Genomic DNA, 13,023 nt, shown 5'->3' with positions numbered 1-13,023 from the left:
CGTGGGGAAGAGGATCTGCAGAATCCGCGATTTGGCCCGGCCGGAGATCGCTGGTAGATGCCGCCGCTCACCCCGGGGCGTCTAGGTGTACTGACCGGGCACGTTGATCAATCGTGAGAATGGCGGCTGGTTGCCGCACGCGGTGTGGGGCCGGTGGTGGTTGTACTGGTGGAGCCAACCGGCCAGTGCGTCGCGTCGTTCTTGCTCGCTGGTATAGCAGCGGGCGTAGGCCCAGCCATCGGCCATGGTGCGGTGGAAGCGCTCGACCTTCCCGTTCGTCTGCGGGCGGTAAGGGCGTCGTGAACTTCGAGGTGATCGAAAGCGCTTCGCAGTTGTCGCGCCACAGGTACGGGCGGTACGCGCCGCCGTTGTCCGACAGGACCCTCTCAATGGTGACGCCACGGTCAGCGAACCAGTCGACAGCCCGGTGCAGGAAGCCGACGGCGGTGACGGCTGTTTCGTCGTCGTGGACCTCGGTGTAGGCGACGCGGGAGTGGTCGTCGATGACGGTGTGCACGAATGCGTATCCGACCCTCGGGCCGCCGTAGGCGTTGCGTGACTTGCTCTGCGTCGCGGCGCGGTGCTTCTCGCCTTGGTGGCGGCCGACGTAGCGCCAGCCGCCACCGTCGGGGATGTTCCCGAGCTTCTTCACGTCCACGTGCACCAGTGATCCCGGATGGTCGTGCTCATACCGGCGGACGGGCTCACCGGTCTCACGGTCGACGTAGGCGAGTCGGTTCAGGCGGGCCGATCGCAGGATTCGATGCACTGTCGACGGGGCGATATTGAGTCTCGCAGCGAGCTGGACCGGCCCTTCCCGCAGACGTAGTCGCAGGCTGACGCACCTCTTCGTCATGGTCTTGGGTGTCTTGGCCGGAGAGCTCCGCGGTCGTGAGGATCGGTCCTGCATGGACTCGCCTGCGAGGTAGCGATCGACCCAGCGCTTCACGGTCGGCCAGGACACCTGGAAGCGGGCCGCGACTTCGCTGATTGGCCAGCCGTCGTCAGCGACGAGTCGAGCGACTTTCAGCCGGTGGCGCGGGGTGAGGGCCGCGTTCGAATGCGACATTTCTGAGCTCCTAGACAGGCTGAAAGGCCGGCCATGGTGCTTGGGTTCTAGTGGCCGGCCCTTCAGCTTGGAGATATGCGGGGAGGGATAGTGCAGGTCAGTCGACCGGGGAGACTCGGATGAGGTTGCCGTCAGGGTCCGTAATCACGAACGTGCGGCCGAAGACAGCATCATGCGGCTCCTGCACAACGTGGACCCCCTTCGAGGCCCACCTCTTGAAGATCTCGTCAATCGCCTGCGATGGCCCCGGCACCATGAGTCCGATCTCTGTCGTACGAGGGAGGCTCGGGACCGCGTGCTCGCTGTAGCCCGTCCACAGTGCGAACAGGACACCGGAGGCAGCTTCGAAGGATACGTAGTGGGGACTGGTGAAGGTCGGTTCGATCTCGAACAGGTCGCTGTAGAAGGCGGTGGCGGCCTCGGCGTCGCGGACGCCGATCAGGAACAGGTTCGGTGCGGGCATGGAGTGCTCCTCAACTCGTTGATTACTCGGTCCAGCACCCAGCGGATCACCCAATCGCGACGGAACCTGTCACCTTTCCTGAGAACATGGGTAAGCATGAAGGCTTCAAGGCTCCTGCATCTCCTGCTGCTCCTGCAGACCCGTCAGCGGCTCACTACCACGGAGCTCGCCGCGCGTCTTGAGGTGTCCCGGCGGACTGTGCTGCGGGACGTCGAGGCGCTATCGACAGCGGGCGTGCCCGTCTATGCCGAACGTGGGCGGAACGGCGGGATCGTCCTGCTCCCCAGTGCACGGCTCAACGCATCCCATCTGGAACCACCAGAACTGGAGGCCCTATCCGTGGCCGGCTTGGACAGCGCACTACGTGAGCGAATGGGCCTAACTGCGGTGTGGGAGTCGGCCGAGCGCAAGATCGCCGCCCGCCAGGCTGCAGCACCTGAGTCGCCGAGCTCGCTGCGGCTGGCTGACCTTGTGCTTGTCGACAGCACCGCGTGGTTTGCTGCCCCCGAGGCAGCGGTCGAAGTATCGGATCTGGCCTCGACCCTGCGACACCGGCGACGCCTTCGAATCCTGTACCGGCGCAGCGCCGAGAGCCAGGCCTCGACACGGGTGGTCGACCCGTACGGGATCGTGGCGAAATCAGGTCGCTGGTATCTCGTCGCCGATGACCAGGGCGATAGCCGGCTGCTCGCTCTGGAACGACTGTCGGCCTTCGAACAGCTAGACGCACCAGCCGTGCTCCAATCAGGCGAAACCCTCCGCACCAGATGGGCCGAGTTGAAGAAACGCACTGAGGAGCAAGATCGCGTGAGCGTGACCATCCGCCTGCCGGAAAAGGGTCTCGACCTGGCGCGGCGCATCCTCGGCACCCGCATCCACCATGTCTCCGACGCGGAAAAAGGCTCGTGCGTCGTCGTCGTGCGCTACCCCGACATCGAGTCGGTGCGTCAGCTTCTTCAGTTCGGCGACCACATCGAGGTGCTCAACCCTGAGACGGCCCGCGCACGCATCAGTCAGCTCGCCAGGGACCTGGCTGACAGACACTCAACCCCCGCATCGTGATTGCCGATCAGGGCCCTTGTTCTCAATCAACGTGCCCGGTCAGTACATCTAGGTTCTGTCTCTTTCGACACGCTCGGCTCGCCGGGGGAGCGGTCGATCACCCAGCGTCTGGACGCAACCGAATGTGTTCTGGTCGCTCTCGCCCGTGCGCAGGGCATCCACCCCGGCGGTCTCGCGTTCGCAGACGCGCCGAATGCGGACCCGGCCACCACCGCACCGGGTGTCGTCCTGGCGGAAGGGGACAGGACGCGGGGCGGTCGCAGAGTGGACTCGACAAGGGCGGATCCGCGGATAGCGGCCTGCCGCCAGAAGCCGTCAGCTCTACTGCCTCCTGGGGTGGTACCAGTAATTCCGGTATTTGAAAATCAAATCTCCCTCACGCCCTCTCGAAAATGGACTTTCCTGGTCCCCTTCATTGCCTGCCGACGAATCAAGCAGGTTCGCCGTCCTGGCGTGTTGGCCGCGCGGCGCAGATCACGCCAACGATCGAAAATTCACTCGACCCCGCCTTGGGCGGCTGCTAAAAATAGTCACGCAAGCATTCGCGAAGAACGGGGAATTCATGAAGGGCAAGATAGTCAACGGGGAATTAGTGCGTCTCAAGCCGGCTCGCGCTGCCAAGGTGGCACTTGCCACCGCTGTCGCCGCCTCGGCGCTGGCGATTCCGGCAGCGAGTCCCGCAAGCGCGCAGTCCAGCAAGCCCAGGGGCGTCGCTGTTAGCAGCGTCGAGGAAACGTGCAAGCACCACGGCCGGTACTACATCGTGCGGCAGTACTTCCGCGGCCCTCGCAGGTTCACGCTGCGCTGCGGGACGCCGACATGGGGGTGGAAGCACATCAAGAAGGGGCACGGTTGGAGCCGCGGGATGGACAGCATGATAGGCAACGCCATCGCCAATGGAACCCCCGTTACATTTGGATTTTCCATCTTCACCAATCAATGCCCACCCAGGGAACGGTTCCGCACCATCATCGGAACCCCTGGCGGACAAAATGATGTTCTCACTGCATACAATGTCACGAGATTGGCCAGTGCCAGCAAGTGTTAACGCTCCCGTGCGCGGGGAGTTCCCTCATCGATGGGTGAGGCGAAGGGGGATGGTTTGCAATGGTCGAACAGACGCCGGCAGAACGAGCTCTGGCTCGCTCGTACACCTCTGGCGACGGGCAGGTCAGGTTTGAGGTCACGAACCTGTCGGTTCATCACCACGTCAACCGCAGCGTCACGTTCACGTACCGGATCACCGTCGTGCGGCAACGGTACCCGGAAGAGGAGTGGGAGTTCACTCTTCCCTGGGACGACAAGTCCTTCACCGACGTGCTCACCTCACCCCAGCCCGATCCTGAGAGGCTGAAGCAACTCGTGCACCTGGTCCACGCCCTGCTCGAAGAGTGGTGGGACACCAAGGGGCACAACCGTCAGTCGGCAAAGATGGGACGCCAACTGCGTTGACGCGGTACGCCAGCTGATCTGACAGATGCGCGAGGGCCTGGATCCGACAACGGATCCAGGCCCTCTGGCATAGCGGGCCCACACGTTTCCCTGCTGCGGCCACTGCAACCCCAGGGGGGCAACTGAGCGTCCACGGGGCCGTCAGGTACCTCCTCGGCTCTCACCAGGACACTCTGCAGAAGTCCGCTGCACGGCGCAGCTCCGAGGCGAAGCAAGAGGTCGGCCCCGAGGCGCTGAGCCAGAACTGGCGTGAGCACATGGCCGCCGTTCTCGGCGACGCCGCGGAGGTCGATGCGATGGTGGCGGCCGTGCTACCCGGCCCGGACACATCGGCCCCCGCCAAGGCTGCCGGCGGCGGTCCGCTGATGCCGTCCAGGTGCAGATCGCCGCCGAGGCCTGGGATGCCGAGCACAGCCTGACCGCGTCGAAGAAGGTCGTCGGCGGCCGGGGCCGTCGACCGTGCGGTGGCGGGAATCTGGCGGCCGAGGCCCGCCTTCGTCCTTCCCGCTACCGAGTGCTGCGCAGGTGATCCGGGCTGTGACCAGAGCACGCCAGCGCTCCCGGACGGTGTGGGCGTCCTCCAGCCACTGGGCGGTGCTGTCCGCGGGCTGGGGCAGAGCGCCCATGGCGGTGGCGATGGAAACGTAGTAGGCGAAGTCGCCGCTCGCCGTCGCCTGGCGCAGGCGGTCGATGGTGGCGGTGAGGTCGTCGTGTGCGCCGCGTACGGCGTGGTGGAAGGCAGTGGCGGTCTCGATGAGCGATCGCACCATCAGAAACGACGTCTAAGGGAGTTGGAGGTGGTCGGGTGCGGGAGAAGGCGATGCGTGGGTTGACCGGCTTGGCCGCCGCAGCAGAGGTGGCGGGAGCGGGATCCGGCGCCGTGACCGGGAGGCCGGCACGGGCTGGGCTGGCGGCGAGCGCGGCAGCGCTGATGGGGGACCGTGTGGTGAAGCCCGGGTCGCGCCGGTGGTTCGCGTTCGTTGCGGGCGTCGGGCGGTGGCGCGTTGCTGTGTCCTGAGCGAGGGCGGGCTGGGCCGCGACCTGGAGACCGGAGTGGTGCATCGACACCGTGGCGTTGGCGACCTTTTCCAGGGCGTCGCTGCGGTCGATGGTGATGGGCAGCGTGTAGATGTCCAGGTTCGGGTCGTGCCGCCAGCCGTGCTCTTCCAGGAGCCGACCGCCGAGCGCGCGGGAGCGGTCATCGGTGGCTGCGACGATGCCGAGCTGCGGATGCTCGGCGAACGCGACGTCGGGGTCTACCAGCGAGGGCCGGTCACGGGCACGAGCCGCTTCGGGGGCCAGTGAGGGGTCGAACGCGGCATCCACGTCGACCTGGTAGCCGGCCTTGCGCAGTATCGCGACGGCCCGGGAGACGCGGCCCTGTCCATCACGCTGTTGATCGGCCAGTGCGTAGAGCTTCGGGTGATCCGGGACGGGGTGGAAGTCGAACCCCTTCAGCATCCAGGCGCTGGCCGCAAGGTGCTTCGGGTTCGCGGCGACGATGCCGTGGTCGGGGTGGTGGCCGAAGGCGACATCGGGGAGCGAATCGTGATCGGGGGCGGGCATAGCTGATCCATCCGGTGCTGGCTCGTACAGAGGGGTGGTCGAGGTCCGGGATGGTTCTGCTGGTGCGGGACATGGGGTACTCCGAAGAAGGAACGAGGGCCGGGCGGCCGCAAAGGGGCGCGGCCGCTGGCAGGCCGAGAGCACCCGGCCGCGTTGAGATGAGGATCCGGGGATCGGGCGGTTTGGCCGCGCCGCAAGTCGGTGCTATGCGTGTCAGCGGGAGCGTCCTGGGGCCGTCGGAGCCGGCGCCGGGGGTGCAGAGCGCGAAGCGGGGAGGGCCCCGCGGTTGCCGGCGGCGGATCGAGCCAGGGCCACCCGTGCACGTTCGGTCTGCGAGGGCTGGTCGGAATCCGCCCGGCCCGCCAGGTAGTCGGCAGCTCGAACCAGTGCCGGACCCTGGAAGGACAGCTCGTCCGCGTACCGCCAGCCGTCGGCATTTCGGATCCGCTCCGCTCGGCTCTCGTAGATCTTCCGCGAGCCCGGGAGTGAGGCGTCCATGAGCGCCATGATCTGGTCCCACTCGTGCCGGAGCTGGCCTGCGCGCTCCAGGGTGGTGTCGATCCCGCGCAGCCGTCGGAGGTCTTCGCTGATCGGCCCCTCGACGTAGTCGGCACCGTTGGCGGTCGCGCGGACACCGGCCAGCACCTCGGGGCCGTGGACGAGGAAGACCTCGACGTGCTGCCACGCTTCGGCGTCGCGCTTCACCTTGCCGTCCGGGTAGCTCTCCTCATCGATGGGCCAGCCATTGCGGTCGCAGAACGAGTCCGAGAACGCGTCCCAGGGATCGGACGCCCGCGAGATGCCGGCAGCGGCCGAGGCCAGCGCCGGCACGTGCCGCCGCCACGCCAGGTGATCGGTGATCGCCGGTGACTGGTCCTCAGCGGGAGAACTGGAAGAAGTGGACATGATCGTTCCTTGATCTGTGCTGGTCTTCACCGCGAACACGGCAGTGAACGGACGGGGAGCAGCGGCGGAGAGGCAGGGGGCTCGGTCGGAGGACCGACGCAAGCCCCTCGTGCTGAGGCGGCCGGGGAGGCGCGGGCTGCCGCTGCCGCTCGGTGCGAGCCGGAGCGGATCTCGTGCGACATGCCCTCCCCCACGAGGTGCAGTTCCTCGCCGAGGTCGGCCAGGCGCCGGGCGAGGACGTCCAGCTCGGCGGCGCTGCCGCGGGCGCCGTGAGCGCGGCACCACTCGGAGGCGGTTTCGAGCATCTGGTGCAGCCCGGCCACCGTGCCGAAGTCCCCTGTGACGGCCGTGGAGAACAGCTCGTTGAACTCCTCGGGTCGGGCGGCGGCAAGGCGGTCACTCCAGCAGGCCGACGGGCCGCCGATGTCCCGACTTCCGGTCGAGGTGCGGACTTCTTCGAGCGTTTGGTGTTCTGCCCGCGCTACGGTGGACGACATGAGGTAACTGCCTTTCAGAGCAATGGGGTTGGGTTAGGCGGCCATGCGAGCGTCGGTGTCGAACAGCTTGCGCTCGGCGGGGTGCAGGACGTGCTGTGTGATGAAGCTGCGGCCCGCGACCTTCCACAGGCCCCGGCCCTTGGTCAGGGCGGAGACAGCCTGGGTTTCGACTCCGGTCAGGCCGAGCAGCGAGGCGGCGGCGGAGAGCTGGTCGGGCTCCTGGCGGTAGATGATGCGGGTGGAGCAGTCGGCCAGGAGGCCCTCGGCCAGTACCCGGCCGCGTGAGCCGGCGTCGCCCGCCGAGAGCAGGTCCGACAGCCGGTGGATGATCATCAAGTTCGCGATGCCCAGGCCCCGGGAGAGCTTCCACTGGCTCTGCATCCGCTCCAGGAGGCCGACGTGCCGCATCAGCCGCCACGCTTCGTCGTAGATCACCCAGCGTCGGCCGCCGTCGGGGTCGGCGAGGGCGGACTCCATCCACGCGCTCGCGCAGGTCATCGCCAGCACCAAGGCCGTGTCGTCGCCACCGCCGCCGAGGCGGGAGAGGTCGATGGACAGCATCGGCGTGGTCGGGTCGAACGACACCGTCGACGGGGCGTCGAACATACCGGTCAGGTCGCCGTGCACCAGTCGGCGCAGGGCGTGCGCGAGGTCCTGAGCGGCGGACCCCAGGTGTCGAGTCTGGTGGCCGAGGGCTCGGTTGAGGCGTTCGGGTGTGCCGAGGGTGTGCGCGATGTCGCCGAGCAGTGGCACCGTGCCGCTGGCGGCTGCTTCGGTGACGACCAGGTCGAGGGCGAGGTCCAGTGCGGTGTGTTCCATCGGCTGGAGGTCGCGCTTGAGCACGGTACGGGCCAGGCCGGCCAGGAGCAGCAGGCGGCGCTTTCGGACTTCGGTCGCCCAGTCGTCGTCGCTGACGGAGGTGGGCCGGGCCGGGGCGTCCAGGGGGTTCAACCTGCCCGGCAGCCCCGGTCCCAGGGCGATGGTGTGGCCGCCGAGGGCCTGGGCCACGGCCGTCCATTCGCCCTTCGGGTCGGAGGGGACGTAGATGCGGTAGCCGTGGGCGATCGCCCTGGTGGCGATGGACTTCGCCAACGCGGACTTGCCCATGCCGATGATCCCGGCGAGGACCGCGTTGGGGTTCGTGAAGCCCTCGATCCGCCCGTACAGCGAGAACGGGTCGAAGCAGAACGCGGCCTCGGCGTGGACATCTCGACCGATGAAGATGCCCTCTGCCCCCAGGCCACCCTCGGCTACGAAGGGGTATGCCCCGGAGGCCGTGGCGGTGGTCATCCGGTGGGCGGGCAGGTTGAGCTTGCCGCCCCGGGCGGAGGAGGGGCCGGGGCGTCCGGACGGTGGGTAGGTCGGCCGCAGCTCCGGATCGAGGGTCTCCTTGGCGCGGTGCTTGGGCGATGTGTCGGCGAGGCGGGCGTGCCGGCGGGCCTCGGCGAAACCGGCTCGGGCGGCTTTCCGTCCGGCGCGCGGTGCCTTGCGGGGGACGAACAGGGGGGAGGCGCTGGCGCGGGTGCGGGGCATGGACGTTTCTCCAGACGGATGGCGGTCAGCGGTGGACGAGGCCGGTGAACGGGGCGTGCAGGTCGGCCGGGGTGGTGCGGCGGCGCACCAGGTGTGCGGTGCGCTGGTGGCGCTGGCAGATGGTCAGCTCTGGAGCCCCTTCGGGCAGGCCGGCCTGGCACGCCTCGCGCTCGGGCACCTCGCCGGAACCTGGCCGGGGTGCCGCGTGGTAGGCGGCGTGGAGGTGGTCGGCGGCCTGCCAGATGCGGGTGCGGGCGGCGCGGAGCGGGTCGCCTTCGGCCGGGACGAGCTGCCCGGTGCGACCGGCGTGGGCGTCGAGCAGCCCGTGCAGCGAGACGAGGTGGGCGTGCAGCGCGTCCAGCTCGGCGCGGGTGGTGACGAGAGGGCCGCTCGGGAAGTTGAGGGCGCGGTGGAAGTCGAGCGCGGCGGTGGCGAAGGGAACGAAGTCCTCCGCGGTCGGGCTGGTGGTGCGGGACATGGGGGTGTTCTTTCGGAGGGAGGGAGGCTGGTATCAGGCGGCGAGGGCGAGCGGCATGGCGGCGGCGGTGAACGCCTCGGCCTGCTGCCAGGTGAGCGGCCGCAGGTCGAGCTGGGCGCCGACGGCGGCGGTCTCCACGACCGCACAGGCGGAACGGAGTTCGTCCTCGGAGTCGGCCGAGACGGCCAGCAGCCCGGTCAGGGCGACATCCGCGTGGCCCGCGATGAGCTGCCGCTCTCGCGACTTGATGTCCTGGTACTCGATCGAGTCCGCCTCGGAGTCGACCTGCCCGCGCCGGGCCCGCTCGGCAGCATCCGCGATCACGCTGGCCTTCTTACGCTGGACGTCACGCAGGGCGGAGTCCAGTTCCTTCGGCTCGTAGGAGAGCGACAGCGTGCGCCGGACCCCGCCGGTGAACAGGAGCTGATGCAGAAAACCCGCACTGGTCTCGGTCCGGGGCCAGTTCTCCACCCAGTACGTGGCGTGCACGGCCGAGTCGGTCGCGATGTGGTCCGACTTCTCGAAGACCACGACGGGGCCGGCGGAGGCAGGCTCGGCCTCGGGACGGCCCGCGGTGGACCAACGGTCCAGCGCTGCGAGGGACTTCGGGTCGTACGCCGTCCGCACGACAGCGGCGATCTCGCGAGCGGTGAGCCACCCGGTGGGGGTGAGACCGGCGGTCCGAGCGGCCTGGTCGAAGGTGGAGGTCAGCTGCCCCAGGACGCTGAAAGCCCCGGTCAGTCCGCCTCCGGCCTGGTTGATCAGCCGTCGCGCCGCCTTGGTGTCGAGCGACACCGCGACGTACGCCTCGTGCGGCGCCGCAGCCGGGCCCGCGCTCTGGACCAGCTCGCTGTAGATCGCGCCGGCCACGGGAGCGTGGGGTTGGCCGTGCTCTTCCCAGTAGCGGCGCAGGGCGTCGCCGGAGTCTGGGACGGTGCGCTCGATCACCTGGATGCGGGCGATCTGCCCGGTCCGGGCGAGCGCGGCCAGCGCCCGTCCCCAGCCGCCCACGTTGGCGCTCTGGGTGCCCGGGTCGAGCAGTGCGTAGGCGCGGGAGGCGACCTTGACCACTGCGGTCAGCGTGCCGGCATGGGGGTCGTGCACCGCACCGTATCGGCGGTCGGGCGCGGTGACCACGCGCAGGCTGGCCGCGGTCCCGGGCAGGTGGAGGAGCCCTTCGCGCGACGGTCGGCGGGACGGTCGGGTGAGCCAGACGAGCTGGCCACGCATCCGGCGCAGGACATACCGGGCGACGATCGGAACCCAGTCCGCCAGAGCCCGGCCTCGGTGGCGGACGAACGTGAGGAGGGCGATGGCGGCCCACAGGGGGATGAGTTCGAGAGCGCCGACCACGCCGCGGGTGATGACCACGGTGAGCAGAAGAAGGCCGCTCAGGCTCGCGACGATCAACTGTGGGGCGGTCAGGCCGAGCAGGATGCCGCGCCTGCTGCGGTGGGGGAACTTCACGGTGGCCGTGGTGGCTTCGGCCTGGTTCTTGCCGGACATGAGGGTTCCAGACGGTGAGAGCGGGCGGAGGGCGGGGCGCGTGGCGCTCTTCTGGAGGTCATGGCGGGGCTCCTTTGGTGGTCGGTCGGGAGAGGTGGGGGCGGGCTGGGTGTGCAGCCCGCCCCCGGATGTGATCGGTCAGGTGCCCGAAGACGGAGGTCCGGCCGGATCGCCGGCGCCCACGTAGGCCACGCTGCCGCCCGGAGCCGACGCGCCAGCGACGCTGACGGGTGCCCCGGCAGGCCCTGCTTCGTCCTCGTGGGGGCGCGTGATGAGCGGTGGGATGCCGGGGCGCTGAATCAGGGACCGGCCCTTGTCGCCCGACGCGTTCGAATCCTCGCCGTACCGGAACCGCGTCTGCTGCTGAGGCGGACCGGCGTCGATGCCCTCCTTGCTGAGAGTGCCGCCGGAGGGGTTGATGCCGGAGGCGACGCCATCGCCACCGGCGCCGGGAACCTGATTCGGCCCCTGTGGGGCGGGGGTTCCGGTGCCGGCCTGCATCGCCAGGGTGCCCGCGGTCTTCGCGGCCCCCGCGGCGACCGCCATGCCGGCAACACCGGTGCGGTGCACGTCGTCGTGTCCGCCCCCGTCGCTGGCCCAGTGGACGAACTTGTACGTGGCATACGGGCACAACAGGACCAGGACCATCACGACGATGCCGGCCAGCGCGTCGGACAGCGCGGCCATGCCGCCGTGGGCATCGGCCTTGCCCATCGCCGAGACGCCGATGAGGAAGACCACGGTCATCAGGAGCTTCGAGACGACCAGGGTGGCAGTGGCCTCGACCCAGCCCCGCCGCCATCGCTTGGCGACCTCCCAGCCGCCCCCGGCGCCGGCGAACACGGCGAGTGCGACCAGGACCAGGACACCGACCTTGCGGGCGACCATCACGCCCCAGTACAGGAACGCCCCGATCGCGCAGCCGAGCGCAACCAGGCTGGGAACACCCCAGCCAAGACCGAACATCGCCCCCAGCTCGTTGACCTTGATCACGCGACGGATCGCATCGTCGACCGAGGTGTTGGCCGCCTGGAACAGCCCGGCGGACAAGGCGTCGACCACAGTGACGGCGACGGTGGTGAAGGCGATGGCGCAGAAGCTGAACAGGACGCCGGTCATGGTGCCGATCGCGGCCTGAGCCAGGGCGCGTTCGTCTCGCCGCCAGGCGGCGAACATGAGCTGGAGGCAGAACGTGCCGACGGTCAGCGCGAGCCCGATGGGCAGCAGCAGTTCGTAGTTGTCCCGGAACCACCCGGCGTTGAGGTCGATGGCGGTCGTCTCGTTGACAGCCTTGGTGGCAAGATCCGATGCACTTGAGGCCAGTTCACCTGCCGACTTCGCGATCCACGCCCCGATGCCGTCGGTGACGGCTCCTGCGGGGTTGGCGGCGAAGTCGACGGCGCCGCACACCTTGTCCATCAGCGGCAAGTTGCACACTGCCATGGCGGGACCTCCTTCCTTGAACGGTGGTCAGGGCGCGACGGACGGCATGACGCCGACCAGGGCGCAGGGGCGATGAGGGCGGCACTGGACCGCGAGGGTGGTGGTACGGCTCTCCGCACCGCCGGCATGCGAGCCCTTCCAGGCGATCGACTGCTTGCCGGAAACCGTCACCGCGTAGATGTACGTCTGGGTGATCGCCCCGGGATCGGCCTGAAGAGCCCGGGTGAAGGAATCCGGGAAATGCCCCTCGTGCACCCGGGCGCTGGCGAACTGCCGGTTGGCGGCCATCTCCTTCCACAGCACGGCCGTGGGCACGACCTTGTCGACCGACACCGGATCGGCATATTTGTCCTCGGAGGTCAGCCACGCGCGCAGAGCGGTCCGCAGCTCCGTCCGCGAGTACGCGCGGGTGTCGTAGGACCACAGCGCCGCCGCAGCGGCCTTCCCGAACGCGACCGGGTCACGGGTCTTCGGAGGAACCGCGAGGGCACGAGGCTGGGGGCGCGGTGCGGACGAAGCGGTCGAGGAGGCCGTGGGCGAACTCGGCTGGACAGCAGGGGCTTTGGAGGGGCTCCTGCCATCGCGGTTGAGGTATGCGGCCAGGCCGGCGAGGGCGACAAGCACCACCAGGACAGCGGTGCCGAGCAACGCCCCACGGCGCACTTGGGACGCGCCGCCGGGGTTCATCGGACGGGAAGACATCAGTGAACCTGCGTCCCGAGCGTCGAGAAGAAGGCGACCACGCCGTTGGCCGCACCGAGCAGAAGGGCCGCGCCAGCGCTCACCAGCACGCCCTTCTTGCCGTTGGCCTCAGCCTGGTGCCCGCCCGAGTGATGTCCCCAGGCCCACACACCGGCGCTGACTGCGAGCGAGCCGACCGCGGCGATGATGCCGTAGAGGTTGATCGAGCCCATCACGTGCTTGAGGACGGACAGGCCCGGCAGCCCGCCCTCGTTCGGCTTGATGCCCGGGTCGTAGGCGAGCTGGATGACCTGGTCGGCGAGATACATTACGAACTCCAGTGCGGTTTGCGCACGCCAAAGCCCGC

The 13,023-nt window shown here is 68.8% G+C and carries 13 protein-coding genes and 1 pseudogene; 3 read left to right on the top strand and 11 right to left on the bottom strand.

The window, feature by feature from the left end; genetic code table 11:
• Positions 1–81: 81 nt before the first annotated feature.
• Together ACQP17_RS06945 and ACQP17_RS06940 are read right to left on the bottom strand one after the other, a co-directional pair.
• Positions 82–1,069 (bottom strand): annotated as a pseudogene (locus tag ACQP17_RS06945) (IS481 family transposase).
• Positions 1,070–1,166: 97 nt separating this feature from the next.
• Positions 1,167–1,532, bottom strand: coding sequence for a VOC family protein (locus ACQP17_RS06940; RefSeq protein ID WP_433855461.1), 366 nt, complete (start codon positions 1,530–1,532; stop codon positions 1,167–1,169).
• A 96-nt stretch (positions 1,533–1,628) separates the two neighbouring features.
• On the opposite strand from ACQP17_RS06940, the gene ACQP17_RS06935 reads away from it, so the two are divergent.
• The 3 genes from ACQP17_RS06935 (at position 1,629) to ACQP17_RS06925 (ending at position 4,046) form a co-directional block, all read left to right on the top strand.
• Entirely contained in the window at positions 1,629–2,594 is a 966-nt protein-coding gene (locus ACQP17_RS06935) for a helix-turn-helix transcriptional regulator (protein ID WP_433855460.1), read from the top strand.
• Positions 2,595–3,156: 562 nt separating this feature from the next.
• Positions 3,157–3,642 (top strand): hypothetical protein, encoded by a 486-nt coding sequence (locus ACQP17_RS06930; RefSeq protein ID WP_433855459.1) that lies wholly within the window; start codon positions 3,157–3,159, stop codon positions 3,640–3,642.
• A gap of 59 nt (positions 3,643–3,701) precedes the next feature.
• Positions 3,702–4,046, top strand: a complete 345-nt coding sequence (locus tag ACQP17_RS06925; protein WP_433855458.1) for a hypothetical protein — start codon at positions 3,702–3,704, stop codon at positions 4,044–4,046.
• A 507-nt stretch (positions 4,047–4,553) separates the two neighbouring features.
• Here ACQP17_RS06925 and ACQP17_RS06920 read toward each other — a convergent pair.
• The 9 genes from ACQP17_RS06920 to ACQP17_RS06880 all read right to left on the bottom strand — a co-directional run bounded on the left by ACQP17_RS06920 (position 4,554) and on the right by ACQP17_RS06880 (position 12,985).
• Entirely contained in the window at positions 4,554–5,612 is a 1,059-nt protein-coding gene (locus tag ACQP17_RS06920) for a hypothetical protein (RefSeq protein ID WP_433855457.1), read from the bottom strand.
• Positions 5,613–5,825: 213 nt separating this feature from the next.
• The gene (locus ACQP17_RS06915; RefSeq protein WP_433855456.1) at positions 5,826–6,518 is read right to left on the bottom strand and encodes a hypothetical protein; all 693 of its coding nucleotides are present in this window, start codon (positions 6,516–6,518) and stop codon (positions 5,826–5,828) included.
• A 26-nt stretch (positions 6,519–6,544) separates the two neighbouring features.
• Positions 6,545–7,015 (bottom strand): hypothetical protein, encoded by a 471-nt coding sequence (locus ACQP17_RS06910; protein ID WP_433855455.1) that lies wholly within the window; start codon positions 7,013–7,015, stop codon positions 6,545–6,547.
• Between the two features lie 33 nt (positions 7,016–7,048).
• A complete protein-coding gene (locus ACQP17_RS06905) occupies positions 7,049–8,548 on the bottom strand; it encodes an ATP-binding protein (RefSeq protein ID WP_433855454.1) in 1,500 nt (499 codons plus the stop codon).
• A 25-nt stretch (positions 8,549–8,573) separates the two neighbouring features.
• Positions 8,574–9,026, bottom strand: coding sequence for a DUF6238 family protein (locus ACQP17_RS06900; RefSeq protein ID WP_433855453.1), 453 nt, complete (start codon positions 9,024–9,026; stop codon positions 8,574–8,576).
• Positions 9,027–9,059: 33 nt separating this feature from the next.
• Positions 9,060–10,532: an SCO6880 family protein gene (locus ACQP17_RS06895; RefSeq protein WP_433855452.1), complete on the bottom strand. Its 1,473-nt coding sequence runs from the start codon at positions 10,530–10,532 to the stop codon at positions 9,060–9,062.
• A gap of 138 nt (positions 10,533–10,670) precedes the next feature.
• On the bottom strand, positions 10,671–11,975 hold the full coding sequence (locus tag ACQP17_RS06890) for an SCO6881 family protein (protein WP_433855451.1): 1,305 nt from the start codon (positions 11,973–11,975) through the stop codon (positions 10,671–10,673).
• Between the two features lie 27 nt (positions 11,976–12,002).
• Positions 12,003–12,677, bottom strand: coding sequence for a hypothetical protein (locus ACQP17_RS06885; RefSeq protein ID WP_433855450.1), 675 nt, complete (start codon positions 12,675–12,677; stop codon positions 12,003–12,005).
• Positions 12,677–12,985: a DUF6112 family protein gene (locus ACQP17_RS06880; protein ID WP_433855449.1), complete on the bottom strand. Its 309-nt coding sequence runs from the start codon at positions 12,983–12,985 to the stop codon at positions 12,677–12,679. Before ACQP17_RS06880 ends, ACQP17_RS06885 begins: the two co-directional genes overlap by 1 nt.
• Between the last annotated feature and the right edge of the window lie 38 nt (positions 12,986–13,023).

Source organism: Streptomyces kronopolitis (assembly GCF_050953795.1).
GTDB lineage: Bacteria > Actinomycetota > Actinomycetes > Streptomycetales > Streptomycetaceae > Streptomyces > Streptomyces kronopolitis_A.
This window is presented reverse-complemented; position numbering and strand designations above follow the sequence as displayed.

What these genes read in the sequence shown, in the direction of transcription:
- ACQP17_RS06930 (WP_433855459.1), top strand. Translation starts at nt 3,157, where the DNA reads ATGAAGGGCAAGATAGTCAACGGGGAATTAGTGCGTCTCAAGCCGGCT.
- ACQP17_RS06895 (WP_433855452.1), bottom strand. Translation starts at nt 10,532, where the DNA reads ATGTCCGGCAAGAACCAGGCCGAAGCCACCACGGCCACCGTGAAGTTC.
- ACQP17_RS06905 (WP_433855454.1), bottom strand. Translation starts at nt 8,548, where the DNA reads ATGCCCCGCACCCGCGCCAGCGCCTCCCCCCTGTTCGTCCCCCGCAAG.
- ACQP17_RS06890 (WP_433855451.1), bottom strand. Translation starts at nt 11,975, where the DNA reads ATGGCAGTGTGCAACTTGCCGCTGATGGACAAGGTGTGCGGCGCCGTC.
- ACQP17_RS06900 (WP_433855453.1), bottom strand. Translation starts at nt 9,026, where the DNA reads ATGTCCCGCACCACCAGCCCGACCGCGGAGGACTTCGTTCCCTTCGCC.
- ACQP17_RS06940 (WP_433855461.1), bottom strand. Translation starts at nt 1,532, where the DNA reads ATGCCCGCACCGAACCTGTTCCTGATCGGCGTCCGCGACGCCGAGGCC.
- ACQP17_RS06880 (WP_433855449.1), bottom strand. Translation starts at nt 12,985, where the DNA reads ATGTATCTCGCCGACCAGGTCATCCAGCTCGCCTACGACCCGGGCATC.
- ACQP17_RS06910 (WP_433855455.1), bottom strand. Translation starts at nt 7,015, where the DNA reads ATGTCGTCCACCGTAGCGCGGGCAGAACACCAAACGCTCGAAGAAGTC.
- ACQP17_RS06885 (WP_433855450.1), bottom strand. Translation starts at nt 12,677, where the DNA reads ATGTCTTCCCGTCCGATGAACCCCGGCGGCGCGTCCCAAGTGCGCCGT.
- ACQP17_RS06920 (WP_433855457.1), bottom strand. Translation starts at nt 5,612, where the DNA reads ATGCCCGCCCCCGATCACGATTCGCTCCCCGATGTCGCCTTCGGCCAC.
- ACQP17_RS06925 (WP_433855458.1), top strand. Translation starts at nt 3,702, where the DNA reads ATGGTCGAACAGACGCCGGCAGAACGAGCTCTGGCTCGCTCGTACACC.
- ACQP17_RS06915 (WP_433855456.1), bottom strand. Translation starts at nt 6,518, where the DNA reads ATGTCCACTTCTTCCAGTTCTCCCGCTGAGGACCAGTCACCGGCGATC.
- ACQP17_RS06935 (WP_433855460.1), top strand. Translation starts at nt 1,629, where the DNA reads ATGAAGGCTTCAAGGCTCCTGCATCTCCTGCTGCTCCTGCAGACCCGT.